Here is a 26,047-nt window from a genome sequence, read left to right on the forward strand (position 1 = left end):
TGCCGTATCAAAGCCCGACCTTGAGTCGGGCTTTTTCTTACAAAAACAACCGACTAATCCTTGGCCGCTCTAGTCTGCCCCTGCTGGCACTTATTGAAACATGTACTTAAACATCGCCTATCTCCTACCTCTATCGGGGCAATTGCCGAATACAGTGTACATCCGTACACTGCGCCACCTTTTGTCTCGATGGTGCCGTGTCGATGCTGTTTCTGTTGCGTATGTCGTTGATGGGCCTGCACTTTATCCTCGCCGGCGGCTTAGGCGTGTTGCTGGGGATCTGTCGGCCGTTCAACCCGGACAACAGCCGTCTGTGCGCGCGCCTGTATGCGCTGCCGGCGATGCGAATACTGGGGCTGCGCGTCAAGGCCGATGTCGATTCGCTGCGCAACAAGCCCGGCAGTTGCCTGATCATCGCCAACCACCAGTCCAACTATGACCTGTTTGTGCTGGGCACCGTGGTGCCGCACCGCACCGTGTGTATCGCCAAGAAAAGCCTGAAATGGGTGCCGTTGTTCGGCCAGTTGTTCTGGCTGGCGGGCAACGTGCTGATCGACCGCGGCAATGCGTACAAGGCACGCCGTGCGATGCTCACCACCACCCGGACGTTGCAGCATAAGGACACGTCGATCTGGGTCTTCCCGGAAGGCACGCGCAACCTGGGCAAGGGCCTGCTGCCGTTCAAGAAAGGCGCGTTCCACATGGCGATTGCCGCTGGCGTGCCCATCGTGCAGGTGTGCGTGAGCAATTACGTCACCCATATGCAACTCAATCGCTGGAACAGTGGCGATGTACACATACGCTCGCTGCCGCCGATTCCTACCACCGGACTGACTGCGGATGACATCCCGGCGTTGATGCAAGCCTGCTACGCGCAGATGGATGAATGCATCAAGGCGATGGACCACGAACTGCAAAGTGCCATAACAATAGAACTCGCTTCCAGCTAAGCTGCCCAACATCTGTTCCCCTGATAAGAAGTGATCGGCACCATGGGTAGAGTTGTTGCGGCCGCTGTTTACAGCGCCGGAAAGAAAGTTACTGATATCACCCTCGACGAAGGCGCAGCCTGGGCCGCCAAACCCGGGCATTTTGTCTGGATCGGCCTGGAAGAGCCCGACGCCCGCGAGCTGGGCAACCTGCAACGCCAGTTCAACCTGCATGAACTGGCCATCGAAGACGCCCTGGAAAAACACAGCCGCCCCAAGCTGGAAACCTTCGGCGACGCGCTGTTTATCGTCACTTATTCTCCGGTGCGCGAGAACGGCAAGCTGGAGTTTATCGAAACCCATATCTTTGCCGGCAACGGCTACATCATCACGGCGCGCAACGGGCACTCGGCGTCCTACGGCTTTGTGCGCCAGCGCTGTGAGGCACGGCCATTGTTGCTGGAGCATGGGGAAGATTTCGTACTCTATGCGCTGCTGGATTTCGTCACCGAAAACTACCAGCCGGTCAGCGAGGCGATCCACGCCGAGATCGATGAGCTGGAACGCAACGTGCTGTGCAGCTCACTCAATGAGCACGATATCCAGAACCTCCACGGCCTGCGCCGTGACGTGCTGCGCCTGCGCCGCTACGTGGCACCGATGGTGGAGATCAGCGAAGAGCTGCAGAAGCTGAGTTTTCCATTCATCGACAAGAACATGCGCCCGTATTTTCGTGATGTACAAATCCACGTCACACGGCAGATGGAAGACCTGGCCACCCTGCGCGACATCGCCAGCCAGACCATCGAGATCGGTGTGTTGCTGGAGGCGTCGCGCCAGAGCCTGGTGCAGCGCAAGTTCGCCGCGTGGGCGGCGATCCTGGCGTTCCCCACCGCGGTGGCAGGGATTTACGGGATGAACTTCCAGAACATGCCCGAGCTGCAATGGCATTACGGTTATTTTGGCGTGCTGGGGTTCATCGCCGTAGGGTGCAGCGGCTTGTGGGCCAGCTTCAAGCGTTCGGGCTGGCTTTAACCTTGGCTTCAGGCTTGTGCGCGACGAAGCGCATCATCCACTCCGCCACGGTCACACCGTGGTGGTCGCGCTCGAGGCTAGCCACGCCATTCTTGTAGACCTTCTCGCCCAAGGTTGTCTGAAGAATCTCCAACAGCTCGCGGGAATAGTCGTGGATGAACTCGGGGTGCCCCTGGAAGCACAGCACCTGATCGCCGATGTGGTACGCCGCAAACGGGCAAAACTCGCTGGAAGCGATGACCGTGGCATTGTCCGGCAAGGTGGTCACCTGGTCCTGGTGGCTGATCAACAACGTCAGCTCCGGTACCTCAGGGCTCATCCACGGCGCCTTGGCATCGATTTTGTAATCGTGGATGCCCATGCCCCAGCCCTGGCCGGCGCGCTCGGTCTTGCCGCCTAGCAGCAACGCCAACAATTGGTGACCGAAACAGATGCCCAACAACTTGTCGCCGCGCTCATAACGGTCGAGCAGGTAGGTTTTGAGCGTCTGAATCCAAGGGTCGGTGCCAAACGAATCGGCCTTGCTGCCGGTTACCAGGTACGCGTCAAACACTTCATCATCCGACGGGTATTCACCCTGCACCACGTTGTACACGACAAACTCGGCCGGGATCGGCTGCTTGGAGAACAGGCGCTTGAACATCTGCCCGTAACCTTGGTACTGATCGATCAAGCCTGGACGCAGGATATCGGTTTCCAGGATGCAGACGCGTAGCGACATAAAAAATACCTGACACGGCGATGGGAATATTGAACACCTCCAGAGCCTGCCTTGAAATGTACCTGCAAAGCAAGCCCCGCATCGTTCACCGAAATACTTCACCCTGTGCGGCTTTCTGCAGCAACAACGCCGGCGGCGAGAAGCGCTCGCCATACTGCTCGGCCAGGTAGCGCGCCCGTGCAACAAAGTCGTTCAAGCCGTACTGGTTGATAAATTGCAAAGCGCCACCACTCCACGCCGCAAAGCCGATACCGAAGATCGAGCCGACGTTGGCGTCCGCGGTGGACATCAACACGCCCTCCTCCACGCAGCGCACGGTTTCGATCGCCTGGATAAACAACAAACGGTCGCGCACGTCCTGCGCTGAAATGCGTTGGTCGGGGCGTTCGAAGCGGCTTTTCAGTTCCGGCCACAAATACTTCTGCCCACCTGCGGGGTACTCATAGAAACCGCCCCCCGCCGCCTTGCCCATGCGCTGGTATTCGTTGACCAACAGATCAATCACCTGCGTCGCCGGATGGGTTGGCACGGCTTTACCTTCAGCCTGCAGATCCTTGGCTGTCTGCTGTCGGATATGGCTCATCAGGCTAAGCGACACTTCGTCGGACACCGCCAGCGGCCCCACCGGCATACCGGCCTTGCGCGCTTCGGTCTCGATCATCGGCGCAGCCACGCCTTCGCCGAGCATGGCAATGCCTTCGTTGGTGAACGTGCCGAACACCCGCGAGGTGAAGAAGCCGCGACTGTCGTTGACCACAATCGGGGTTTTCTTGATTTGCAGGACGAAGTCGAAACCACGGGCCAGGGTTTCGTCCGAGGTCTGTGTACCCTTGATGATTTCCACCAGGGGCATCTTGTCCACCGGGCTGAAGAAATGCAGGCCGATGAACTTGGTCTGATCCGGCACCGCCGTGGCCAGGCCACTGATAGGCAAGGTGGACGTGTTGGAAGCGATCACCGCGTCCGGGCCGACCACGTTTTGCGCGGCCGCAGAGACTTTGGCCTTGAGCTCACGGTCTTCGAACACCGCTTCGATGATCAGGTCGCAGCCGGCCAGGTCGGCGTCAGACTGCGTAGGATGGATACGCGCCAGAGTGGCTTCGCGCTGCTCGGCGGTCAATTGCCCACGGCTGACCTTCTTGTCCAACAGTGTGGCCGAGTGCGCCTTGCCTTTCTCGGCGGCTGCGAGGTTGATGTCCTTGAGCACCACTTCAACGCCTGCACAGGCGCTGACATAGGCGATCCCCGCGCCCATCATTCCGGCACCGAGCACGCCGACCTTGCGCGTCAGGTAAGGCGCAAAACCCTCAGGGCGCGAACGCCCGGCGTTGATGTCATTGAGCTGGAACCAGAAGGTGCCGATCATGTTTTTCGCCACCTGCCCGGTGACCAATTCGGTGAAGTAGCGGGTTTCGATCAGGTGCGCGGTGTCGAAATCCACCTGGGCACCTTCCACCGCCGCGCAGAGAATTTTCTCCGGCGCCGGCAAGCAGCCATTGGTTTTGCTGCGCAGGATCGAGGGCGCGATGGCGAGCATCTGCGCGACTTTCGGGCTGGACGGCGTGCCTCCGGGGATCTGGTAAGCCTTGTTGTCCCAAGGCTGCGCGGCCTCGGGGTGGGCGAGAATCCAGGCGCGGGCCTTGGCCAGCAGTTCGTCGCGATCCACTGCCAGCGCGTCGATCAAGCCCGCTTGCAGGGCCTGCCGTGGGCGGATCTTCTTACCTTCGAGCAAATACGGCAGGGCTTTTTCCAAGCCCAACAGGCGCACCATCCGCACCACGCCACCGCCGCCCGGCAGCAGGCCCAGGGTGACTTCCGGCAGCCCCAGTTGTAGCGACTGGTCGTCCAGCGCGACCCGATAATGACACGCCAGGCAAATCTCCCAGCCGCCGCCGAGGGCCGCGCCATTGATGGCGGCGACCACCGGTTTGCCAAGAGTTTCCAGGCTGCGCAGTTGCGCCTTCAGTACCCGCACACTGTCGGAAAATTCCTTGGCGTGGGCCTTGTCGACCTTGATCAGTTCATTGAGGTCGCCCCCGGCAAAGAACGTCTTCTTCGCCGAGGTGATGACCACGCCGGCGATACCGTCCTTTTCCGCTTGCAGCCGCGCCACGGTGGCCGCCATGGCCTCACGGTACACAGCGTTCATGGTGTTGGCGCTCTGGCCGGGCATGTCGAGGGTCAGGACCACGATCTGGTCCTGGCCTTTTTCGTAACGAATGGCTTGGGTCATGACAATTCCTTGGGCTCAGAGGCGTTCGATAATGGTGGCGATGCCCATGCCACCGCCGACACACAGGGTGGCCAGGCCATAGCGTTGTTGGCGCACTTCCAGTTCGTCGAGCAAGGTGCCGAGGATCGCGCAACCGGTAGCGCCCAGCGGGTGGCCCATGGCGATCGAGCCGCCGTTGACGTTGACCCGGGCGGCGTCGATGCCCATGTCTTTGATGAACTTGAGTACCACCGAGGCGAACGCCTCGTTGACCTCGAACAGGTCGATGTCTTCGACGCGCAGCCCGGCCTTGGCCAACGCCTTGCGCGTGGCTGGCGCCGGACCGGTGAGCATGATGGTAGGGTCGGTGCTGGTGACCGCCGTGGCGACAATCCGCGCCCGCGCTTGCAGGCCCAGCTCGCGGCCCTTGGCCTCGGAGCCGATCAACATCAACGCGGCACCGTCGACGATACCGGAGCTGTTGCCGGGGGTGTGGACATGGTTGATCCGCTCGACATGGCTATAGACCCGCAGCGCGGTGGCGTCGAAGCCCATCTGCCCGATCATCTCGAAGCTGGGCTTGAGCTTGCCCAGGCCTTCGAGGGTGGAGTCGGCACGGATAAATTCATCGTGGTCCAACAGCACAAGGCCGTTCTGGTCCTGCACCGCGATCAGCGACTTATTGAAGGAACCGTCTGCGCGCGCCCGGGCCGCTTTCTGCTGGGAATGCAGGGCGAAGGCGTCGACGTCCTGACGACTGAAGCCTTCCAGGGTCGCGATCAAATCCGCGCCAATACCCTGGGGCGTGAAATGGCTGTGCAGATTGGTTTGCGGATCGAGCACCCAGGCGCCACCATCGCTGCCCATGGGCACGCGGGACATCGACTCGACGCCACCGACCACCACCAGGTCTTCGAAGCCGGAACGCACTTTCATCGCGCCCAGGTTCACGGCCTCGAGGCCCGAGGCGCAGAAGCGGTTGACCTGGACACCGGCGACGCTGACGTCCCAGTCCGCCACCAGCGCGGCGGTCTTGGCGATGTCGGCGCCCTGGTCGCCCACGGGGGTGACGCAGCCGAGGACGATGTCATCGACCTGGCGGGTATCGAGGTCGCTGCGCCGGGCCAGCGCCGTCAACAAACCCGCCACCAGGTTTACCGGCTTGACGCTGTACAAGGCACCGTCGGCCTTGCCTTTGCCCCGGGGCGTGCGTATCGCATCAAAGATCAAAGCTTGGGTCATGACATCCTCGAACCGCTGTGCATGTGTGCCCTTACCTTAGGCCCGATTGACACGGTTTCAATGACGGATGCGCTCATTGCGTTTGACCCCCTCGCTCGGACGAACGGTAGCAGATGAGTGCAACCGTTTGATTAATCGTTTTAGCGGTCTAGCCAAGGCATTGGCGCCAAGATGGCGATAGGCCTCATACCTTTTTTAGTAAAAAACATGACAAGTTGATATGAAATGGATCTAAGCCACGCAGAACGAGGGCTCTAAGGTTCACTCAGTAGGAAGTTGCTGCCGGGTTTTGCTGGAGCAGCTGTAAGAAAAGCGACACGTCACGTTGCGATACTGAAATAAACCGGCACGCATTTGACGCTCAGGAATAACAACAAAAGGCAGTCAGCCATGTTCAAGCATTCGAAAATACGTCAGGCGGGACTTATTCTGTTCGCCACCACACTGATTCTGATCTTGCCCAACCTGACCAAGGTGCTTGGGTGACGAATCACACGCGCCATTCTGTACATCAGGCTTGCAGTTTTTGGCAGCTCCTGCGAGGACATTGCGTATAGCGGTCCTGTTGCAGGGGCTGCCGTTTTGCCTGGGAATTTTCCGGTATCTTAGGCGCCACTTCTTCTCGCACCGGGCCTCTCTCTTGAAATCGATCCTCGCCCTCTTCGCCTTGTTCCTCGCCCTGCCCGTTGCCGCCGCGCAGTTGACCATCGAGCTGGACCACACCAGCAAGACCTGGCAGACCGAAGACCTGCTCAAGCACCCCGATGCACAGACGGTGCCTATCGTTGATGACGTTTCCTACAAGCGAAGCATGACGTATCGCGCAGTCCCACTGGCGGTACTCCTACCGGGTCTGCAGACGGAAAACCATCTGCAGGCCATCGCGCTCGACGGGTTCGCCGCCGAACTGAGCGCCGCGCCTTTGCTGGAAACACACGGCGCCCGCGCCTGGCTGGCGGTGGAAGATCCCACCGATCCGTGGCCCGCGCTGGCCGCCGACAAGCCGAGTGCCGGGCCGTTCTACCTGGTGTGGACGAACCCTCAGGCCGGGCACATCAGCCCCGAGCAATGGCCGTTCCAGATCTCCGGGATCAAGCAGTTGAAGACGGTTGCCGAGCGTTTTCCGGCGTTGTTGCCCGATCCGAAGCTGGGTGCGAATGATCCGGTCAACCAAGGTTTTGCGCTGTTCCAGAAAAACTGCCTGGCCTGTCACCGCCTCAATGGGGCTGGCGATGCACAGGTAGGGCCGGACCTGAACATTCCCTACAACCCCACCGAATATTTCAGCGGCGATTTCCTCAAGCGCTATATCCGCGACCCACAAAGCCTGCGGCGCTGGCCCCAGGCGAAAATGCCGGCCTTCGCCGTCGGCGTGTTGCCCGACAGCGAGCTGGCGTTGCTGGTGGAGTATTTGAAGCATATGGCCGGGCGCAAGCAGCAGCCCTGAGCTATTGCTGCTGCACCGAAACCAGCGGCGTCGGCGCCACCGACACCTTGGCATGCATCTGCTCATGCCCGCCGCCGCGCCGCATGCCGCGTACCGGGCAGGCGTCCAGATAATCCAGGCCCACGGCCAGTTTCAGGTGCCGCTCCGGCCGCGCCAGTTGGTTGGTCACGTCAAAACTGTACCAGGCGTCGTCCAGCCAGGCTTCGGCCCAGGCGTGGCTGGCCAGGTGCGTGCTGTCCTCGGTGTACAAATACCCCGACACATACCGCGCTGGAATCCCCAGGCTGCGCGCGCAGGCCAGGAACGCATGGGTGTGGTCCTGGCACACCCCCGCACGCCCCGCGAAGGCCTGCGCGGCGCTGGTGTCGACCTCCGTGGCGCCGGGCGTGTAGACCATCGAGTGGTTGAGCGCGTGCATCAGGTCGATCAAGGCGCTGCGGTCGCGGCGCTGATGGCAATGCTGCTCGGCAAAGCGGCGCAGGGCTTCGTCGGGCTCGGTCAGCCGCGTACTGCGCAGGAACGGGTAGGCGGACTGGCTCTCGTGCTCAGCCTCGCGCAACTCGTCGATATCGACTTGGCCCCGGGCGCCGATGATGATGGCGTCGTGAGGCTCGTCCAGGGTCAGCACATGCAGGATATTGCCGAACGGGTCGACCTGGGCGCGCACCGGACGCGGTAGATCCAGTTGCCAACTGAGTACGTGCTGGCGTTCGCTGTCGTGGGGCGTAAGGCGCAGGTACTGGATGCTGGCGCGCACCTGATCGTCGTAGTGGTAGGTGGTTTCGTGGCTGATGGAGAGTCTCATGCCGCCTCCAGGTAGGAACTGTAGATGGCGTCGCCCAACTGGCGGACCAAGGGAATAAAGTCGGTCAGCCAGGCATGCAGGCCTTCCTCGAGGATTTCGTCGATGGCGGTAAAGCGCAGGCGCGCATCCATTTCGGCGGCCAGGCGCTGGGCCGGGCGGCCGTTGAGGCCGGGCAGGCTGGCGAGGATCTGGTCGATCTCTTCGCTGCAGGCCCGCAGTGAGCGCGGCACATCGGCGCGCAACAGCAACAGCTCCGCCACTTGCCGAGCGCCGGGGGCGTCGCGGTAGATCTCGGTGTAGGCCTCAAACGACGACAACGCACGCAACAAGGCACTCCACTGGTAGTACGCGTGGGCTGTGCCATCGCTGACCGCTTCGGCCTGGTCGCCAGCCATTTCATAGCGTGCGTCCAGCAGGCGCAGGGTGTTGTCGGCGCGCTCGATGAAAGTGCCCAGACGGATAAAGCGGAAAGCATCGTTGCGCATGATGGTGCCGTAGGTGGCGCCGCGAAACAGGTGCGAACGCTCCTTGACCCACTCACAGAACCGGCTCATGCCGTAGCGGCTCAAGCCTTGCTGGGCGATGTCGCGGATATCCAGCCAGGTGGCATTGATGTTTTCCCACATGTCGGCCGTGATTCGCCCACGCACCGCATGGGCGCTGGCCCGCGCAGCACCGAGGCAGCTGTAGATGCTGGCCGGGTTGGCCGCGTCCAGGGCGAAAAAGTGCAGCAGGCGTTCGGCGTGCAGCTCACCGTGTCGCGCGTGGTAGTCGTCCAGCGTGCCGGTGATCAGCAACGGCATGGCCAGTTCATGCAGGCCGTCGCCGCGCCCGTCCTGGGGCATCAGCGACAGCGAATAGCTGACGTCGAGCATGCGTGCGAGGTTTTCCGCGCGTTCGAGGTAGCGCGACATCCAGTACAGATCCGAGGCAGTTCTACTCAACATGGCATCAGTCCTCAACCACCCAAGTGTCTTTGGTGCCGCCGCCCTGGGACGAGTTGACCACCAGTGAACCTTCGCGCAGGGCCACGCGGGTCAGGCCGCCGGGCACCACGCGGGTTTCCTTGCCGGACAACACGAACGGGCGCAGGTCGATATGGCGCGGGGCGATACCGTTTTCGACGAAGGTCGGGCAGGTGGATAAACACAGGGTCGGCTGTGCGATATAGGCGTGGGGCTTGGCCTTGATACGCGCGCGGAAGGCTTCGATTTCCGCCGCCGTGGAAGCCGGACCGACGAGCATGCCGTAGCCGCCGGAGCCTTGGGTTTCCTTGACCACCAGGTGCGGCAGGTTAGCCAGTACGTGGGACAGTTCGTCGGGCTTACGGCATTGGAAGGTCGGAACGTTCTTCAAGATCGGTTCTTCATCCAGGTAAAAACGGATCATCTCGGTGACAAAGGGGTACACCGACTTGTCATCCGCCACCCCGGTGCCGATCGCGTTGGCCAACACCACATTGCCCGAACGATAGGCGGCAAGCAGGCCGGGGACGCCGAGCATGGAGTCCGGGTTGAAGGCCAGCGGGTCGAGAAACGCATCGTCGAGGCGGCGATAGATCACGTCCACGGCCTTGGGGCCGTCGGTGGTACGCATGAAAACGCGGTCATCGCGCACGAACAGGTCGGCGCCCTCCACCAGTTCCACGCCCATTTCCCGGGCGAGGAAAGCATGCTCAAAGAACGCACTGTTGAAACGCCCGGGGGTCAACACCACCACGCTGGGGTTATCCAGGGGGCTGGCGCTTTTCAGGGTGTCGAGCAGCAAGTTGGGGTAGTGGTCGATCGGTGCGATACGCTGGGCCGCGAACAGTTCGGGGAACAAGCGCATCATCATCTTGCGGTCTTCGAGCATGTAGCTGACGCCGCTGGGCGTGCGTAGGTTGTCCTCCAGCACGTAGTAAGTGCCGTCACCATCACGCACGAGATCGACACCGGAGATGTGGGAATACAGATCGCGGTGCAGATTCAAGCCCTGCATAGCCAACTGATACTGCTCGTTGGCCAGCACCTGTTCGGCGGGAATGATCCCGGCCTTGATGATGCGTTGTTCATGGTAGAGGTCGGCGAGAAACATGTTCAGCGCCTTGACCCGCTGAATGCAGCCACGTTCGACAATCCGCCATTCACTGGCGGGAATGCTGCGCGGGATGGTGTCGAAGGGTATCAGGCGCTCGGTGCCCTGCTCATCCCCGTAGAGGGTGAAAGTGATCCCGGCGCGGTGAAACAGCAAATCGGCTTCACGCCGGCGCTGGGCCAGCAGTTCAGCGGGGGTTTCGGCCAACCAGCGGGCGAACTCGCGGTAATGAGGGCGAACCTGCCCTGCCCCATCGTACATTTCGTCGTAATAAGTGCGGATCATGCCGTACTCCTTGTCACCCGGACGCAAGAATCATCGCAAGGCCCGTGCCAGCGGCATAAACACTTAAAAATCAGTGAGTTAAATAATAGCGGGGAGTTAAGCGCACCATCCTGGTGCGCGGAATGCCCGGTGTCTTGTCGCGCGCTTCATCACAATGCGGGCTTTGACTATCAACAGCATAGCCAGTGTTGATTTCACTGCCCGCCCCCTGGTGCGGATAATCACCGTCATCTGCTGAACAGGACTCGTCCTACAGCCTTACCCATCGCGCAATCGGTACCGTGTGATCTCGTGTATCGACCGACTCCTCCGGTCTTCCCTTTCGACCACCCCACTCGGGTGGTTTTTTTTGCCTGGAAATACCGCGCGAGTTGCGTCTGATTTCAGACGCCACAAACAAAATCGGCCGACCCAAAGGTCAGCCGATACGCTGTGTTTCTCATACTGCTACATGGGTAACCCACGCACCTCCTGCTTGACGCCCCATCCTTCGATGATCCCGCCCAGCGGCTCGACCACCGCTTCAAAGTCTTGCTCGAAGTCTCCTATGCCGTCGTAGGTTGCAAACATGATCTTGCTCAGTTCCAGGTACCAGGCGCCATCGTCGCGCGCGCTGACCTGGGCATTCAGGGATTCGCCACGAAACCGACCCGCAGCCCTGCGCGCCCGTTCCTCGTCCGGGAAAATGGCGTAGAACTCGATGGGGTGGAACCGTGAAAAATCGAAGCCGCCTTCTTTCATGCGGCGCAGAACGTTGGTGCTGATGTCTTCTTGATAGGCTGTGCTCATGAAACGTCCTCCTCAAACCGATGGATAGACTTTCCGTGCTTCCCGAAGCCCACGCCTTACTGGCGCGGGTACTACGGCAATGACATCACCGCTGGAAAACAAGCATGTAGCTGACAAGACCAGACCTTAGCGATTCATTCGCTGATCTCACTTGCAGAGTAGCGCGAAGCTATCACCTCCACCAGAGGCGCTTGAATGGCAGACAGGGAATGTTCAGACGACGGGAGAGATGTCGAGGATCTGGATACTGTTCTGGTCTTTGAGGATCTTGACCGTCGGTTCGGGTTTACGGCCTTCCAGGTCATTGAGGTCCAGTTCGGCGGCCACCGGCACCAGCTTGTCGCGAATCAAGTGTGCCGCATCTTCGAGGCTGGGCTTGCGCTCGCAGGTGAACTGCTCCACGGACTGCACGCCGTGATCATCAACGAAGGTAATCTGCCACTTTTGCATCGGTGCCTCCTCGATAAAGCCCGCGTGTGGGCTTACCTCTATCTGGACCTTGAGGGCTCGCTAAACGTTCCACTCAAGGTCGCAGGCACCGGGTCTACCGCGCTTACTTCTCGGCGCGTTCCCTGAGGGCTTTCAAGGTGTTGAACGGGGCGTCCACCACGAACTTGTTGGCCAACCACGAAGGCACGCTGCCGCCTGGCTCGGTGTGTACCTGGTAGGTCACTTCGGTTTCGTTGGCGCCTTTAGGCACCAGTTTCCAGTAGCCGTCGACCTGGGCCACGCGCACATAGCCCTTCACTTCCGGCTGATAGGTCGGCACTTCCAGCAGCGTGCGGGTCACGCTGCCGTCGGCGGCCTTGGACGTGGTGATTTCCAGGATCGAATCGCGGTCGGTCACTGGGAACGGGGCCTTGAATTGGGTGTAGGTCCAGCTCTTGACGCCCTCCTGCTTGAGCAGTTTTTGCGACTTGCAGTCATGAATCCAGGCGCAGGCACCGACCGCATCTTCCTGCAAGGCCTCGATCTTGGCCACGGGGGCCTTGATCACTGTCACACCGCGATACGCCTTGTACTTGGAACCGGCGACTTCGCTCAGCGACACCTTGATCCCGTCTTCATCCTTGGCGACTTGCCAATCCTCAGCCTGAGCAGTGGCAGCAAACAACACCGTAAAACCGCACAACACAGCCATTCGTTTCAGCGAACCCATTGTTGTATTCCTTATTGTTGAAGTTCCGATAGTAAAGCCATCAAGCCGCCGTCATCTGCTCCCACCAGCCGATCAACCTGATCGCATCGGCCTGGTCGGTGCCGCAGACCTCGATATCCGCCTTGAAATCACTGCACACCGCCGGCCGTTCCGGTTGTCCGAACAGCAGGCATAACTGTTCGACCGACAGGTGCAGGCAGCGTTCGCCCGCGGGTTTGCCGTGGGGCATTCCCGGCAGCGGTGAACTGATGGAGGGGGCGATGCAGCAAGCGCCACAGCCTTCACGGCATTTCATGAGCAACAGGTCCTCGACGGCTCAATAGGGACGGCCGGGCTAGAGTACGCCCTTAAACAGCCGTTTTAAAATGGTCTAACAGGGGTTTTTCGCAGAAAATAAAAGTGACTGACCAGTCTGCGACAGATGGTCGGGTGTCGACGTCACCTTCGTCGGAAAAGTTTATTGTTTGAATTCGAAATCCAGCGCCGCGCCTTCCACCTCACGCCGTTCTTCGTTGCGCAGTTGCAGCTTCATCTCATTGCTGAGCAGGCGACCGTTGATCTGGAACGCACTGTTGTCAGCCGGCTTTTCACCAAACATCGGCGGCAACAACGGTACGTTTTTTGGCGCGGGCATGCTGCCGATGGGCTGCAGGTGCCTGACCATGTCGGAAGGCAGGGACAAGTCCAACTGTGCCGGTGGCAAGTGGGTCTGGGCCACTTCGCGGGCGGACTTGCTCGCAATCGGCGCGCGTTTTTTTGCCGACGCGTTTTTTTTGTTGGTCGCCGGGGCTTTTTTCGCCGGGGTCGGTTTTTTTGCGGGGGTTGTGTGCTCGGTACTCGCGGTCGGTGCGGGGTCCGCCACAGGCGTCGCCGCCAGCGTGACGCCGACGTGACTCAGGCTGAACAGGCTAATCACTAAAACAGCGCGAAAAATAGAAGTCATATTGCCAACAGCTTTAACGGCAGAAGGCCATATGCTCGCTTGTTGAGGGCAGCATGACAAGCGCGGTGATTGGCCAGCTATCAGAACTGGCTGCTTGGCGAGCCTCACAAGCCGGCCGCTGTCTCCAGGCATAACTGACTGGCGAGCATCCCCAAAGTCATCAGCGCCCGCTCTGCCTCGCGATTCCACGGCGTGCCGCAGTTCAGACGAATACAGTGGTTGAACTGTTCCGTATTACTGAAGATCAACCCCGGTGCGATGCTGATGCCCTGCTGCAATGCACGCACGTGCAGTTCCTGGGTATTGACCCGCCCCGGCAAACTGACCCACAGGATAAAACCGCCGGTCGGACGGGTCATCTGGGTGCCTTCGGGAAAATACTGCTGAACCGCCAGTTGGAACGCGCTGAGGTTCTTGCGGTACTCCTGGCGGATGTAACGCAGGTGCCGATCGTAACCGCCGTTCTCCAGGTACGCGGCGACGCCCATCTGGGTGACGCTGCACGCCGAATGGGTGCTGAACATCTGCAAACGCTGGATTTCCTGCTGGTACTTGCCGGCGATCATCCAGCCGATACGCACGCCGGGTGACAAGGTTTTGGAAAAGCTCGAGCAATAAATCACGCGGTCGAGGCGATCGTAGGCTTTCAGGGCTTTGGTGCGCCCCAGTTCGAACATCAGTTCGCCGTAGATATCGTCTTCGACAATCTGGATATCGAAATCCGAGGCCAGGCGCAGCAAGTGTTTCTGCCGCTCCTCGGGCATGGTGCCGCCCAACGGGTTGCTCAGGCGCGTGGTCAGCACCAGGGCTTTGATCGACCACTGGTTAGCGGCCAATTGCAGGGCTTCCAGGCTCATGCCGGTGGCGGGGTCGCTGGGGATCTCGATGACCTTGAGGCCCAGCAGATCCGCCAATTGCAGCAAGCCGTAATAGGTCGGCGACTCGGCGGCGATCAGGTCGCCCGGCCGCGTCAGCACCCGCAACGACATCTGCAGGGCATCGACGCAGCCGTGGGTGATCACCACTTCGGAGGGGTCCACCACCACGCCGGCATCGCGCATGCGGATCGCCACCTGGCGGCGCAACGGCTCGAAGCCGGGGCTGAACATGTAGCTGAACGCCCGCGGGCTCTGGAAGCGCGTGACCTTGGCCAACTGCTGGTGCAGTGCGCGTACCGGCAAGTAATCCACACTCGGCACGGCCGCGCCCAGCGGGAATACGCCTTCGCGACGCGACTCCACCAACACTTGCTGAATGATGCTGCTGCGCGTCACCAACCCCGGGCGCTCGACCCGGGCGATATCCGGCGTCGGCGCCGTCAGCGCCGGTGTCTGGTGTACGTAATACCCGGACTGCGGCCGTGCGCGAATCAAGCCCTGATCTTCCAGGTTGGCGTAAGCCTGCAACACCGTGGCATGGCTGACGTTGAGCTGGGAGCTCATCTTGCGCACCGAAGGCACGCGCTCGCCCGGTTGATAGACACCGCGCCGGATATCCTCAGCCAGTTGCTGGGCGATACGTTGGTAAAGCAACAGATTGGTCATGACGCAGCACTCGATTTCACGGCTATTTTATTTTTGTGTGAAACATACCGGCACAGTTTAGAAGTGTACGGGGACAGTTGCCACAATAGTCGAGCGCGAGCGGCAGTGATAGAAAAAACTGTAAGGGTGGCCTGAGGCGTTTCGGGTACCCCGAAAAAAATGTGGGAGGGGGCGCCCCCTCCCACATTTTGCTTGCGCCAGGTTCCTAGCGGGCGGCGCCCAACTGGCCCTTCGCGTCGGAGAACACGATCTCTACCCGGCGGTTCTGCGCGCGGCCGCGCTCGGAAGCATTGGCCTCCACCGGGTACTGGTCGCCATAGCCTTCGACCTGGATGCGCTTTTCGTCGATCCCCAGGTCCACCAGCACATCCGCCACCGATTGCGCGCGGTCGCGGGACAGTTGGAGGTTTTCCTGCTCGCCGCCGGTGCTGTCGGTGTAACCCTCGATACGCACGATGCGCTTGGGGTTCAGTTGCAGGAACTGGACGATTTTCAGCACGGTGCGGTTGGCCGAGTTTTTCAGTTCGGCTTCACCGGTGTCGAACAACACGTCGCCCAGGGTCATCACCAGGCCGCGATCGGTCTGGGTGGTGGCCAGGCTGGCGATCTGTTCCTCGAGCCATTTGCCCTGCTGCTGCACGCTGATCAGCTTGCTCTCGCGCAGGGCCAGTTGCAGGCGCTGGCGTTCCAGTTCGAGTTTGGTGCCGCGTTCCTGATTGAGCGCCTGCTCGGTGTGTTCGCGGGCGATCGCGCTGTAGCGCTGGCTGAGGTAGGCGTAATGCACCACGTCGGCACCGCTGCCCCAATAGCTGGACAAGCGATCGGCACGGGCCAGGGACTCTCCGGCGCGGATCACGTCCTTGGGCGCGAAGCGCAGCACGTTGGCGTCTTCCTTGACCTTCTGGAAGTCGCTGCCCGCCTGTTGCAGGGCCTGCTCGCCATTCGGGTGGCTGGCGCAACCGCCCAGGGCCGCGCTGCCCAGCAGCACGACGCAACTCAAGCCACGGATCATCGGGCTCATTGGGCTTCTCCCAGCTGCAATTGCTTGCGCAGGCGGGTGATACGGGTATTGAGCACGTTCAGTTGTTCCTGACTCTTGCGGGTCAACACTTGGGCTTCGGCGAGACGCGCATCCAGCTCGGCCTGTTCGGCCTGCATGCGCGCGTTCTTGTAGGACTGGTCGGCCATATCAGCCTGAGCCTGGGCGAATTTACCTTCAGCCAGTTTCAGTTCGGACGATTCATCGGAGTTGGCACCCACGGCGCTGGCTTGTTCCAACGCTTGCTGGGTGAGGCGTATTTGTTCATTCGGCGCAGGATCGGCTGCACATCCCGCCAGAGCAACGACGGCGAGGGCCGCTAAAAAAGGTCGAAAAATCACTGAAAATCCCTACTTTGTTGGGGTGCCGACGGGTTGTTGCAATTGCGCTTTCCAGCGCTCCAGATTGCGCTGCAGCGCAGCTTGCGCCACACCAGACCCGGACAATTCTGTCATCTTTTTCGCCAGCTGTCCGCGCAGCCAGGGGTCATTGCACGCGGAGTTGTGGGAAATCGCCAGGTACAAGCCAGGCTGATCGACGGGCACGTCGCGGGCGAACAGGTCATTGCTCATGCCCAGGGTCTCGGCCATGGCCATGCCGGAGTAACGTCCGGCGAGTACGTAGTCCACTTCCCCCAGCAGCAGTTTCTGAAACGCCGGAGTCAAGGTGGGCAGGCGTTGCAGGGTCAATTGCTGGGCGGCGAAGGTTTCAAAGTCGTGGCTCAACCGCGCCCGTTCCGACACCGCGCCCTGATGGCCGTGCAGGTCGGCGGCCGTGGCATAGGCCAGCGCCGAGTCCTTGCGGGTCCAGACCAGATAGTCGATCTGCACCAGCGCCGGGTGGAGGTAGTCGAGGGTTTCCAGCTCGCCGATATTCAACGGCGCATCGGCCAGCAGATCCATGCGCCCGCTGCGCACTTCGTCCAAGGCCTGGGAACGCTTGCCGCCATAGAGCAGGTCGATTTTCAACCCAAGGTCCTGGGCCACTTGCTGCAACATGTCGGCGGTGGCGCCGATCAAGTGCGTGGGGTCCTGGGGATCGCGCCAGAGCAAAGGCGGAGCGTCCGGGCTGCCGGTAGCCACCAGGCGCTCGCATTTGCCGGCCGCCAGCGACAGGGTCGGCAGCAACAGTGTGAAACCCAGCAGTGTGGCCCAGGGGCGCAATTCCATGGCGAGGTGCTCCGATAATAAAAAGCCCGGTCAAAAGACCGGGCTCTTTATAAGTGAAGCGACTGGATTAGACCAGCTTCTCCAATTCAGGTACGGCTTCGAACAAGTCCGCCACCAGGCCGTAATCAGCCACCTGGAAGATCGGTGCTTCTTCGTCCTTGTTGATCGCTACGATCACCTTGGAGTCTTTCATGCCGGCCAAATGCTGGATCGCGCCGGAGATACCGACGGCGATGTACAGCTGTGGCGCAACGATCTTGCCGGTCTGGCCGACCTGCATGTCGTTGGGCACGAAACCTGCGTCGACCGCAGCGCGGGAAGCGCCGACGGCAGCGCCCAGCTTGTCGGCCAGGGCGTACAGGTGCTTGAAGTTGTCGCCGTTCTGCATGCCACGCCCGCCGGAAACGACGATCTTGGCAGCGGTCAGCTCAGGACGATCCGACTTGGCCAGCTCTTCGCCGACGAAGCTGGAAATGCCCGCGTCATGGGCCGCGGAGACGGCTTCAACGGCGGCCGAACCGCCTTCGGCGGCAACCGGGTCGAAACCGGTGGCGCGCACGGTGATGACCTTGACCGCGGCGGTCGATTGCACGGTGGCAATGGCGTTGCCGGCGTAGATCGGGCGCTTGAAGGTGTCGGCGCTTTCGACCGAGATGATCTCGGAGATCTGGTCAACGTCCAGTTGCGCGGCAACCCGCGGCAGGATGTTTTTGCCGTTGGAGGTGGCAGCAGCCAGGATGTGGCTGTAGCCAGCACCCAGCTCGGCGACCAGAGGCGCGACGTTTTCCGGCAGTTGGTGAGCGTAAGCGGCGTTGTCGGCCAGCAGTACTTTGCTCACGCCAGCGACTTTCGCCGCGGCTTCAGCCACGGCGCCAGCGCCCTGACCTGCAACCAGCACGTGGATGTCACCACCGATTTTCGCCGCGGCGGCCACGGTGTTCAGGGTGGCCGGAGCCAGTACCTTGTTGTCGTGTTCAGCGATTACCAAGATAGTCATGATTAGATTACCTTCGCTTCGTTTTTCAGTTTCTCGACCAGTTCAGCCACCGACTTGACCTTGATGCCCGCGCTGCGTGCAGCCGGCGCTTCGACTTTGACGGTCTTGTTGGTAGAGGCGGTGGAAACGCCCAAAGCATCCGGAGTCAGCACTTCGAGAGGCTTCTTCTTGGCTTTCATGATGTTTGGCAGAGACGCGTAGCGCGGCTCGTTCAAACGCAGGTCGGTGGTGACGATGGCCGGCAGTTTCAACGAAACTGTCTGCGCGCCGCCGTCGATTTCGCGGGTCACGGCAACGCTGTCGCCGCTCACTTCGACTTTCGAGGCGAAGGTGCCCTGGCCGTAACCGGTCAGTGCAGCCAGCATCTGGCCAGTCTGGTTGTTGTCGCTGTCGATGGCCTGTTTGCCGAGGATCACCAGCGATGGCTGTTCCTTGTCGACAACGGCTTTGAGCAACTTGGCCACGGCCAGGGAGGTCAGTTCTTCAGCGGACTCGACCAGGATGGCGCGATCAGCGCCCAGGGCCAGAGCGGTACGCAGCTGCTCTTGAGCAGTGGTCGGGCCGATGGTAACCACGACGATTTCAGTCGCCACGCCTTTCTCTTTCAGGCGCACGGCTTCTTCCACGGCGATTTCGCAGAAAGGGTTCATCGACATCTTGACGTTAGCGAGGTCGACGCCGGAATTGTCCGCCTTGACGCGAACTTTCACGTTGTAATCGACAACGCGTTTGACAGCTACAAGAACCTTCATGGATTCCTCGTTACTCTCCGGTGAAAAGAAAGTCGCCTAGGCGAACCTGGCGGTTGATGCTCATCGGCACACAAGGGCACCTTCAAAACCTTCGGCAAGTGACGCAGCGATGGAGAGTGATGACCGTTCGTCAGTGGTGACTGGGAGGTCATTCATGATCGCGACGTGTAAACTGCGCGCCAGCATTGGGCACGCGTCACTCTTTTTCGCCTTCGCCTGTCTTTAAAGGTGCTCTTGAAACCTACAGTCAGCCTACGGCGAGCGCAAAACCGACCGTATCTTGACCGGAACGCCTATTCTGGTCAATACGGCAAAATGGCCAGTCATAAGCCCCGTTGCTTTGATTTACCTAGCTTCCAAGCAATTCAAACAAACGTTTGTATTGGACGCTGAGAGTGGTGTAGATATAATGCGCCACCTAGAGAGAAAGGTGGTCATCCGCCTGCCCAGTGAACGCAGCGATGACGCTTACGACACCCAACCTCCACCCATTAGAAAAAAAGCCTGTGAGCCTGAGTAGGAGATAGCCTGTGGAACGCGAATACATGGAATTCGACGTGGTCATCGTCGGCGCTGGCCCGGCGGGCCTGTCTGCCGCCTGCCGACTGAAGCAGAAGGCCGCCGAAGCCGGTAAGGAAATCAGCGTCTGCGTGGTCGAGAAAGGCTCCGAGGTCGGCGCACATATCCTTTCCGGTGCCGTGTTCGAACCACGCGCCCTGAACGAACTGTTCCCGGACTGGAAAGAACTCGGCGCTCCGCTCAACACCCCGGTGGTGCGCGATGACATCTATGTGCTGCGCAGCGCCGACACCTCGACCAAGGTGCCTGACTTCTTTGTGCCCAAGACCATGCACAACGAAGGCAACTACATTATCTCCCTGGGCAACCTGTGCCGCTGGCTGGCTCAGCAGGCCGAGAACCTCGGCGTGGAAGTCTACCCAGGCTTCGCCGCGCAGGAAGCGCTGTTCGACGAAAACGGCGTGGTGCGCGGGATCATCACCGGCGACCTCGGCGTCGACCGCGAAGGCAAGCCGAAGGAAGGCGTCTACACCCCCGGCATGGAACTGCGCGGCAAGTACACGCTGTTCGCCGAAGGCTGCCGTGGCCATATCGGCAAGCAACTGATCCAGCGCTTCAAGCTGGACAGCGACGCCGACGCCCAGCACTACGGCATCGGCCTGAAGGAAATCTGGGAAATCGACCCGGCCAAGCATCAACCCGGCCTGGTGGTCCACACCGCCGGTTGGCCGCTGGACATCATGAGCAACGAGAACACCGGTGGCTCGTTCCTCTATCACCTGGAAAACAACCAAGTGGTGGTCGGCCTGATCGTCGACCTGTCCTACAGCAACACTTTCCTGTCGCCGTTCGATGAGTTCCAGCGCCTCAAGCATCACCCGGTGCTGGCCCAGTATCTGGAAGGTGGCAAGCGCGTCAGCTACGGCGCGCGCGCGCTGGCCAAGGGCGGCATCAACTCGTTGCCGAAGATGGTGTTCAAGGGCGGCGCATTGATCGGCTGTGACCTGGGCACCATGAACGTGGCCAAGATCAAAGGCAGCCACACCGCGATGAAGTCCGGCATGCTCGCCGCCGACGCCGTGGCCGAGCGCCTGTTGGCCGACGCCGAAGGCGGCGACGAGCTGACCAACTACGTCGACGCGTTCAAAGCCAGCTGGCTCTACGAAGAACTGTTCGCCACCCGTAACTTCGGCCCGGCGATGCACAAGTTCGGCCCGATCATCGGTGCCGGCTTCAACTGGTTCGACCAGAACATCCTCGGCGGCAAAATGCCGTTCACCCTGCACGACACCAAGCCGGACTACGCCTGCCTCAAGCTGGCCAAGGACTGCCAGAAGATCGACTACCCCAAGCCCGACGGCAAGCTGAGCTTCGACAAACTGAGCTCGGTGTTCATCTCCGGCACCAACCACGAAGAAGAACAGCCGTGCCACTTGAAACTCAAAGACCCGAGCATCCCGATCGGCACCAACCTTCCGCTCTACGATGAACCGGCGCAGCGCTACTGCCCGGCCGGCGTGTATGAAGTGGTGACCAAGGAAGACGGCGAGAAGCGCTTCCAGATCAACGCCCAGAACTGCGTACACTGCAAGACCTGTGACATCAAGGACCCTTCGCAGAACATCACCTGGGTCACGCCGGAAGGCGCGGGTGGGCCGACTTACCCGAATATGTAAAAGGGTTGCATGACCCAGGAGGCTCCCAGATCGGGAGCCTTTTTTGTGGCTGGCATCAACTCAATGTGGGAGGGGGCTTGCCCCCGATAGCGGTGGAACAGTCAGCACATCGATGGCTGACCCACCGTCATCGGGGGCAAGCCCCCTCCCACATTTTTAATCCCGTTGAGCCAGGGAGAATCAGGCAGCGCGCTCTTCGCCCGGGTTGCGCTCGAAGTAGCGCTTATATTCGCGGCTGAACTGCGACGTACTCTGATACCCCACCCGATGCGCCGCCTGTGCCACGCCCATGCCTTCCACCAGCAACAACTGCTGCGCCTTGAGCAAACGCAAACGCTTCAGATACTGCACCGGCGACAACAAGGTGCAGCGCTTGAAGTGTTCATGAAAGGTCGACGCACTCATGTGCGCGTAACCTGCCAACGTCTCGATATTCAGCGGCTCGGCGTAATGAGCATGCAGGTGATTCAACGAGGTGGCGATCCGCGAGAATTGCCCCTGCTGTTCCACCAACGCCCGCAACACATCGGCCTGGGGCCCGCGCAAGGCGGTGAAGAGTAACTCGCGCACACGCGCCGGGCCCATGATCCGGCTTTCCAACGGATCGTGCAGGCATTGCAACAGGCGCTCGACGCAACCGCGCATGGCGTCATCCAGCACCACCGAACTCATCGACTCCAAAGTCTGCGCCGTCGGCGGCGGCCCGGCCTGCATGCCCATGGCCATCACCAATTCGCCCAACACCACCCGATCAATCCCCACCGTCACCCCCAGCAGCGGTGCGTCGGGCGCCAGGGCGAACGTCTCGCACTCGAACGGCACCGGCATCGCCTGGATCAGGTAGTGCCCCGCGCCGTACTCCAGGGTACGCGGGCCCAGGTATGCGACTTTGCTGCCCTGGGCGACGAACATCAGGCTCGGCTCATAGATCTGCGGCCCGCGTGCGACGTCGCAACTGGCGCGCAGCACCTGCACGCCCGGCAGGTGGGTCGGGGAGAAACCGTCGCAGGGCGTCAGCCGCTCGATCAAGGAAACCAGGGTGGCGTTGGCGTCGAGATGGCGGGTCAACAACATGGCAAAAAACTTCGCGAATAAGGGATGAGAGCATCATCGCAGGTCTGGCGCGCCGTGCATCCAAACCAGGCGTACTCCCGGACGAATAGGCATGAGACTCGGAGCAATCGCCATGGCCGCCTCCGGGGTCGGCGCGGAAAATGGCCCACCTCACTTGTCACTGCTTCTGCGAGGTTCACTCATGTACACCGCTATCGGTTATGCCGCCCAGTCGGCCACCACTCCCCTCGCCCCCATGTCGTTTGAACGCCGCAGCCCGCGCGCCGATGACGTGGCGATCAAAATTCTGTACTGCGGCGTCTGCCACTCTGACATCCACCAGGCCCGCAACGAATGGGGCATCGCCGTGTACCCGCTGATGCCGGGCCATGAGATTGTCGGCAAAGTCACCGCCGTCGGCGCCAGCGTCACCGCGCATAAGGTCGGTGACCTGGTCGGCGTCGGCTGCATGGTCGACTCGTGCCGCCATTGCGACGCCTGCCAAGCGGACCTGGAGCAATACTGCCTCGAAGGCCCGACCATGACCTACGCCACCCCGGACCGTGTGGACGGCAGCAACACCATGGGCGGCTACTCCGACAGCATCGTGGTCAGCGAACACTTTGTGGTGAAGATCCCGGCCAAGCTCGACCTGGCCAGCGCCGCACCGCTCCTCTGCGCCGGCATTACCACCTACTCGCCGCTCAAGCACTACGGTGTGAAGGCCGGCGATAAAGTCGGGATTCTCGGCATGGGCGGCCTGGGCCATATGGGCATCAAGTTCGCCAAGGCGATGGGCGCCGAAGTCACGCTGTTCACCCGCTCCGCGAGCAAGGCCGAGGAAGGCCGCCGCCAGGGCGCGGATCATGTGATCGTGTCCACCGACGCCGCGCAAATGCAAGCCGCCGCCGGGCACTTCGACTTCCTGCTGGACACCATCCCGGTGCAGCACGACCTGAACCCCTACCTCGATGTACTGCGCTTTGACGGCGTGCATATCCTTGTTGGCCTGATCGAGCCGGTGGACCCGCCCGTCAACGCCGCCAAGTTGGTGCTGGGGCGTAAAATGCTCGCCGGTTCGCTGATCGGCGGCATCGCAGAAACCCAGGAAGTCCTGGATTTCTGCGCCGAGCATGGCATCACCTGCGACATCGAAATGCTCGACATCCGTCAGATCAACGAGGCGTTCACGCGCATGATCGCCGGCGATGTGAAGTACCGCTTTGTCATCGACATGGCGACCTTGAAGGCCTGATCAGGCCTTCGCGCCCAACTCCGCAGACAGCCGCGCCGCAACCTGTTTGATCACAGGAATCAGCTCGGCCATTTTCTCCAGCGGCATGTAGGGCACGGTACTGGCGATGCTGATGCCGGCGACGATTCGCCGGCTGGCATCGCGCACCGGTGCCGCCACGCAGCGGATCGACGGTTCGTTGTCTTCCAGGTCGAACGCATACCCGCCCAGCACATACTCATGCATGCGCTGCTCGAACTGCGCCCAGGATTGCTCGGGGTGTTGCGGCCACTGCAGGTGTTTCCCTGCCGCCGGCTGGCTGACTTCGTACAGGCGCTGCCACTCTTCGACGCTGTCATCCAACAGCAACGCCTTGCCGATGCCGGTCCGCGCCAGCGGCATGCGGTGGCCGACCCGCGAGCGCATTTCCGGACCGTTGCGCCCGGGGTTCTTGTGCAGGTAGAGCACGTCGTCGTCTTCGCGAATCGCCAGGTGGATGGTGTCACCGGTCAGCGCCGACAACTCATCCAGGTACGGCACCGCCAGGGTCACCAACGGCAACTCTTCACGCGCCTGAAACCCCAGCTCGATCAGCTTCGGCCCCAGCAGGTAACCGACTTGCGGCACCACGCGCAAGTAGCGCTCCTCCACCAGGCAACTGGCCAGGCGGTGCGTGGTGCTGCGGGTGGTGCCGATGCGCCGGGCGATCTCTTTCAGATCCCGCGCACCAGCCGCCACCGCCTGCACCACGCCCAAGCCACGCAGCAAGGTCTGGGTGCCAGTGGGGGCGGCGTCTTTGACGGGGGTGTGGGCGGTTTCCTGCATATCGAGCCTATGTGGTGGTACGAAAACGAGCGGCATTATGGCAAATACCGAACCTCAATACAGTTGAGATCCAAATGTGGGAGGGGGCTGGCCCTCGATAGCTGTGTGCCAGTCTGCACATCTGTTACTGATAGACCGCCATCGGGGGCAAGCCCCCTCCCACACTTAGATCTTCACATGGCATGAATTCAGCGCTGCTTCATGCGGTCGATAATAACCGCCAGCAGCAGGATCGAGCCGCGGATCACGTACTGGTAGAAGGTGTCGATGTTCTTCAGGTTCATCGCATTCTCGATGATCGCCAGGATCAGCACCCCAGCGATCACATGGCGAATCATGCCGATGCCGCCGCTGAGCGATACCCCGCCCAGCACGCAGGCGGAAATCACCGTCAGCTCGAAGCCCTGGCCGATCATCGGCTGACCCGAGGTCATGCGTGACGCGAGGATCACCCCGGCCAATGCGCCGATCAACCCGTGTACGGCAAAGATGATGATCTTGGTGCGGTCGACATTCACCCCGGCGAGCAAGGCCGCTTCCTGGTTGCCGCCGATGGCCATGGTGTTGCGCCCGTAGGTGGTGTAGTTGAGCAGCCAGCCGAAGAACACAAAGCACAGCACGGTGATGACGATCGGCACCGGCACGCCCAGCAGTTGGCCGTTGCCGAACACGAAGAAGCGCTCGTCCATCACGCCGACCGCCTTGCCGTTGGAGAAGATGTAGGCCAGGCCGCGCACGATCTGCATGGTCGCCAAGGTGGCGATCAACGCATTGATGCGCAGCTTGGCGATGACGATGCCATTGATCAGCCCCACCACCAGGCCCATGGCCAAGGCTGCCGACACACCGAGCACAACGCTGTCGGTGTCGCGGATCACGATCCCGGCCACCACCCCGGCGCAGGCGATCACCGAGCCCACCGACAAGTCGAAGTGCCCCGACGCCAGGCAGAACAGCATGGTGCAGGCGGCGATGCCCACGGTGGAAATCGCCAGGCCCAGCCCGCGCATGTTCAGCGGCGAGAGGAAGTTGTCGATAAACAACGCGCTGAGCACAAAGATGCCCAACGCGGCGAGCAGCATCACCCAGTCATCGAGAAACTTGCGCTGGTTGAAACCCGGCCAGAAGCTTTTTGCAGTTTTTACTTGAGACATACCTGTGCCCTCGAATGCTTCAAACCCGCGACCGCGGGAGTGCCAGTTGCAGCAGCCGTGCTTCATCCGCGTGATCGCGGCTCAATTCACCGGTCAGGGCGCCTTCGCTCAGCACCAGAATGCGATCGGAAACCCCCATCACCTCCATCAAGTCGCTGGACACCACAATCACCGCGATGCCGCTCGCCGCCAGGTCATGGATGATCTGGTAGATCTCCGACTTGGCGCCGATGTCGATGCCCCGCGTCGGCTCATCCAGCAGCAGCACCTTCATCGGCATCGACAGCCAGCGGCCGAGAATGGCCTTCTGCTGATTGCCGCCGGACAGGTACATGATTTTCTGCGCGGCGCTCGGCGTCTTGACCTTCATCCCGCGGATTTGCTGCTCGGCGTTGCCCTGCTCCCAGCCCTCGCGCAGCAGCCAGCCGAACCGGGAATGGGC

At 61.1% G+C, this 26,047-nt stretch carries 26 protein-coding genes; 5 read left to right on the plus strand and 21 right to left on the minus strand.

Annotated elements, in window-relative coordinates; all coding sequences use genetic code 11:
* The first annotated feature begins 203 nt into the window (after positions 1 to 203).
* On the plus strand, positions 204 to 950 hold the full coding sequence (locus tag C8K66_RS10470; RefSeq protein ID WP_108524795.1) for a 1-acyl-sn-glycerol-3-phosphate acyltransferase: 747 nt from the start codon (positions 204 to 206) through the stop codon (positions 948 to 950).
* Between the two features lie 42 nt (positions 951 to 992).
* Positions 993 to 1,964, plus strand: coding sequence for a magnesium and cobalt transport protein CorA (locus C8K66_RS10475; RefSeq protein ID WP_046385197.1), 972 nt, complete (start codon positions 993 to 995; stop codon positions 1,962 to 1,964).
* On the opposite strand, the gene C8K66_RS10480 is transcribed toward C8K66_RS10475, so the two are convergent.
* The 3 genes from C8K66_RS10480 to C8K66_RS10490 form a co-directional block, all read right to left on the minus strand.
* A complete protein-coding gene (locus tag C8K66_RS10480) occupies positions 1,942 to 2,685 on the minus strand; it encodes an amidotransferase (protein WP_017848503.1) in 744 nt (247 codons plus the stop codon). The two genes, C8K66_RS10475 and C8K66_RS10480, sit on opposite strands and share 23 nt — an antisense overlap.
* An 85-nt stretch (positions 2,686 to 2,770) precedes the next feature.
* Positions 2,771 to 4,918, minus strand: a complete 2,148-nt coding sequence (locus C8K66_RS10485) for a 3-hydroxyacyl-CoA dehydrogenase NAD-binding domain-containing protein (RefSeq protein ID WP_108524797.1) — start codon at positions 4,916 to 4,918, stop codon at positions 2,771 to 2,773.
* A 15-nt stretch (positions 4,919 to 4,933) separates the two neighbouring features.
* Positions 4,934 to 6,139 (minus strand): acetyl-CoA C-acetyltransferase, encoded by a 1,206-nt coding sequence (locus tag C8K66_RS10490; protein ID WP_046382396.1) that lies wholly within the window; start codon positions 6,137 to 6,139, stop codon positions 4,934 to 4,936.
* Between the two features lie 640 nt (positions 6,140 to 6,779).
* Between C8K66_RS10490 and C8K66_RS10495 the strand changes: the two genes are divergently transcribed.
* Entirely contained in the window at positions 6,780 to 7,586 is an 807-nt protein-coding gene (locus C8K66_RS10495; RefSeq protein ID WP_108524799.1) for a cytochrome c, read from the plus strand.
* 1 nt (position 7,587) lies between these two features.
* Here the strand turns inward: C8K66_RS10495 and C8K66_RS10500 are convergent, their stop codons facing one another.
* The 14 genes from C8K66_RS10500 to C8K66_RS10565 all read right to left on the minus strand — a co-directional run bounded on the left by C8K66_RS10500 (position 7,588) and on the right by C8K66_RS10565 (position 19,144).
* On the minus strand, positions 7,588 to 8,391 hold the full coding sequence (locus tag C8K66_RS10500) for a transglutaminase family protein (RefSeq protein WP_017848508.1): 804 nt from the start codon (positions 8,389 to 8,391) through the stop codon (positions 7,588 to 7,590).
* Positions 8,388 to 9,338, minus strand: coding sequence for an alpha-E domain-containing protein (locus tag C8K66_RS10505; RefSeq protein ID WP_026140215.1), 951 nt, complete (start codon positions 9,336 to 9,338; stop codon positions 8,388 to 8,390). Before C8K66_RS10505 ends, C8K66_RS10500 begins: the two co-directional genes overlap by 4 nt.
* A 4-nt stretch (positions 9,339 to 9,342) precedes the next feature.
* On the minus strand, positions 9,343 to 10,752 hold the full coding sequence (locus C8K66_RS10510; protein ID WP_046382394.1) for a circularly permuted type 2 ATP-grasp protein: 1,410 nt from the start codon (positions 10,750 to 10,752) through the stop codon (positions 9,343 to 9,345).
* Between the two features lie 447 nt (positions 10,753 to 11,199).
* Positions 11,200 to 11,541 (minus strand): ribonuclease E inhibitor RraB, encoded by a 342-nt coding sequence (locus C8K66_RS10515; protein ID WP_003193463.1) that lies wholly within the window; start codon positions 11,539 to 11,541, stop codon positions 11,200 to 11,202.
* A gap of 213 nt (positions 11,542 to 11,754) precedes the next feature.
* A complete protein-coding gene (locus C8K66_RS10520) occupies positions 11,755 to 11,991 on the minus strand; it encodes a hypothetical protein (protein WP_046382393.1) in 237 nt (78 codons plus the stop codon).
* A gap of 103 nt (positions 11,992 to 12,094) precedes the next feature.
* Positions 12,095 to 12,700, minus strand: a complete 606-nt coding sequence (locus tag C8K66_RS10525; protein WP_046382392.1) for an START domain-containing protein — start codon at positions 12,698 to 12,700, stop codon at positions 12,095 to 12,097.
* A gap of 40 nt (positions 12,701 to 12,740) precedes the next feature.
* On the minus strand, positions 12,741 to 12,995 hold the full coding sequence (locus tag C8K66_RS10530; protein ID WP_017848513.1) for a YkgJ family cysteine cluster protein: 255 nt from the start codon (positions 12,993 to 12,995) through the stop codon (positions 12,741 to 12,743).
* 162 nt (positions 12,996 to 13,157) lie between these two features.
* Positions 13,158 to 13,643 (minus strand): translation initiation factor 2, encoded by a 486-nt coding sequence (locus C8K66_RS10535; RefSeq protein ID WP_108524801.1) that lies wholly within the window; start codon positions 13,641 to 13,643, stop codon positions 13,158 to 13,160.
* A 104-nt stretch (positions 13,644 to 13,747) separates the two neighbouring features.
* The gene (locus tag C8K66_RS10540; protein ID WP_017848515.1) at positions 13,748 to 15,187 is read right to left on the minus strand and encodes a PLP-dependent aminotransferase family protein; all 1,440 of its coding nucleotides are present in this window, start codon (positions 15,185 to 15,187) and stop codon (positions 13,748 to 13,750) included.
* A 205-nt stretch (positions 15,188 to 15,392) separates the two neighbouring features.
* Positions 15,393 to 16,208, minus strand: coding sequence for an OmpA family protein (locus C8K66_RS10545; protein ID WP_057003789.1), 816 nt, complete (start codon positions 16,206 to 16,208; stop codon positions 15,393 to 15,395).
* A complete protein-coding gene (locus C8K66_RS10550; RefSeq protein WP_108524803.1) occupies positions 16,205 to 16,567 on the minus strand; it encodes a DUF4398 domain-containing protein in 363 nt (120 codons plus the stop codon). Before C8K66_RS10550 ends, C8K66_RS10545 begins: the two co-directional genes overlap by 4 nt.
* 9 nt (positions 16,568 to 16,576) lie before the next feature.
* The gene (locus C8K66_RS10555; RefSeq protein WP_046382389.1) at positions 16,577 to 17,395 is read right to left on the minus strand and encodes an ABC transporter substrate-binding protein; all 819 of its coding nucleotides are present in this window, start codon (positions 17,393 to 17,395) and stop codon (positions 16,577 to 16,579) included.
* A 67-nt stretch (positions 17,396 to 17,462) separates the two neighbouring features.
* The gene (locus tag C8K66_RS10560) at positions 17,463 to 18,392 is read right to left on the minus strand and encodes an electron transfer flavoprotein subunit alpha/FixB family protein (RefSeq protein ID WP_017848519.1); all 930 of its coding nucleotides are present in this window, start codon (positions 18,390 to 18,392) and stop codon (positions 17,463 to 17,465) included.
* 2 nt (positions 18,393 to 18,394) lie between these two features.
* Entirely contained in the window at positions 18,395 to 19,144 is a 750-nt protein-coding gene (locus C8K66_RS10565; RefSeq protein WP_017848520.1) for an electron transfer flavoprotein subunit beta/FixA family protein, read from the minus strand.
* Between the two features lie 530 nt (positions 19,145 to 19,674).
* On the opposite strand from C8K66_RS10565, the gene C8K66_RS10570 reads away from it, so the two are divergent.
* Entirely contained in the window at positions 19,675 to 21,339 is a 1,665-nt protein-coding gene (locus C8K66_RS10570) for an electron transfer flavoprotein-ubiquinone oxidoreductase (RefSeq protein WP_017848521.1), read from the plus strand.
* A 180-nt stretch (positions 21,340 to 21,519) separates the two neighbouring features.
* Here C8K66_RS10570 and C8K66_RS10575 read toward each other — a convergent pair whose 3' ends face one another.
* The gene (locus C8K66_RS10575; RefSeq protein ID WP_017848522.1) at positions 21,520 to 22,413 is read right to left on the minus strand and encodes an AraC family transcriptional regulator; all 894 of its coding nucleotides are present in this window, start codon (positions 22,411 to 22,413) and stop codon (positions 21,520 to 21,522) included.
* Positions 22,414 to 22,594: 181 nt separating this feature from the next.
* Here C8K66_RS10575 and C8K66_RS10580 point away from each other — a divergent pair, with 181 nt between their 5' ends.
* A complete protein-coding gene (locus tag C8K66_RS10580) occupies positions 22,595 to 23,647 on the plus strand; it encodes an NAD(P)-dependent alcohol dehydrogenase (protein WP_108524805.1) in 1,053 nt (350 codons plus the stop codon).
* On the opposite strand, the gene C8K66_RS10585 is transcribed toward C8K66_RS10580, so the two are convergent.
* From C8K66_RS10585 to C8K66_RS10595, 3 genes are all read right to left on the minus strand, one after another.
* On the minus strand, positions 23,648 to 24,451 hold the full coding sequence (locus C8K66_RS10585; protein WP_046489321.1) for an IclR family transcriptional regulator: 804 nt from the start codon (positions 24,449 to 24,451) through the stop codon (positions 23,648 to 23,650). It lies immediately after the preceding gene.
* A gap of 188 nt (positions 24,452 to 24,639) precedes the next feature.
* A complete protein-coding gene (araH, locus tag C8K66_RS10590) occupies positions 24,640 to 25,605 on the minus strand; it encodes an L-arabinose ABC transporter permease AraH (protein WP_090234700.1) in 966 nt (321 codons plus the stop codon).
* Positions 25,606 to 25,624: 19 nt separating this feature from the next.
* The coding region (locus C8K66_RS10595; protein ID WP_115930808.1) for an ATP-binding cassette domain-containing protein at positions 25,625 to 26,047 on the minus strand (423 nt) is incomplete at its 5' end.

Source organism: Pseudomonas sp. GV105 (assembly GCF_003058185.1).
Taxonomy (GTDB): Bacteria; Pseudomonadota; Gammaproteobacteria; order Pseudomonadales; family Pseudomonadaceae; genus Aquipseudomonas; species Aquipseudomonas veronii.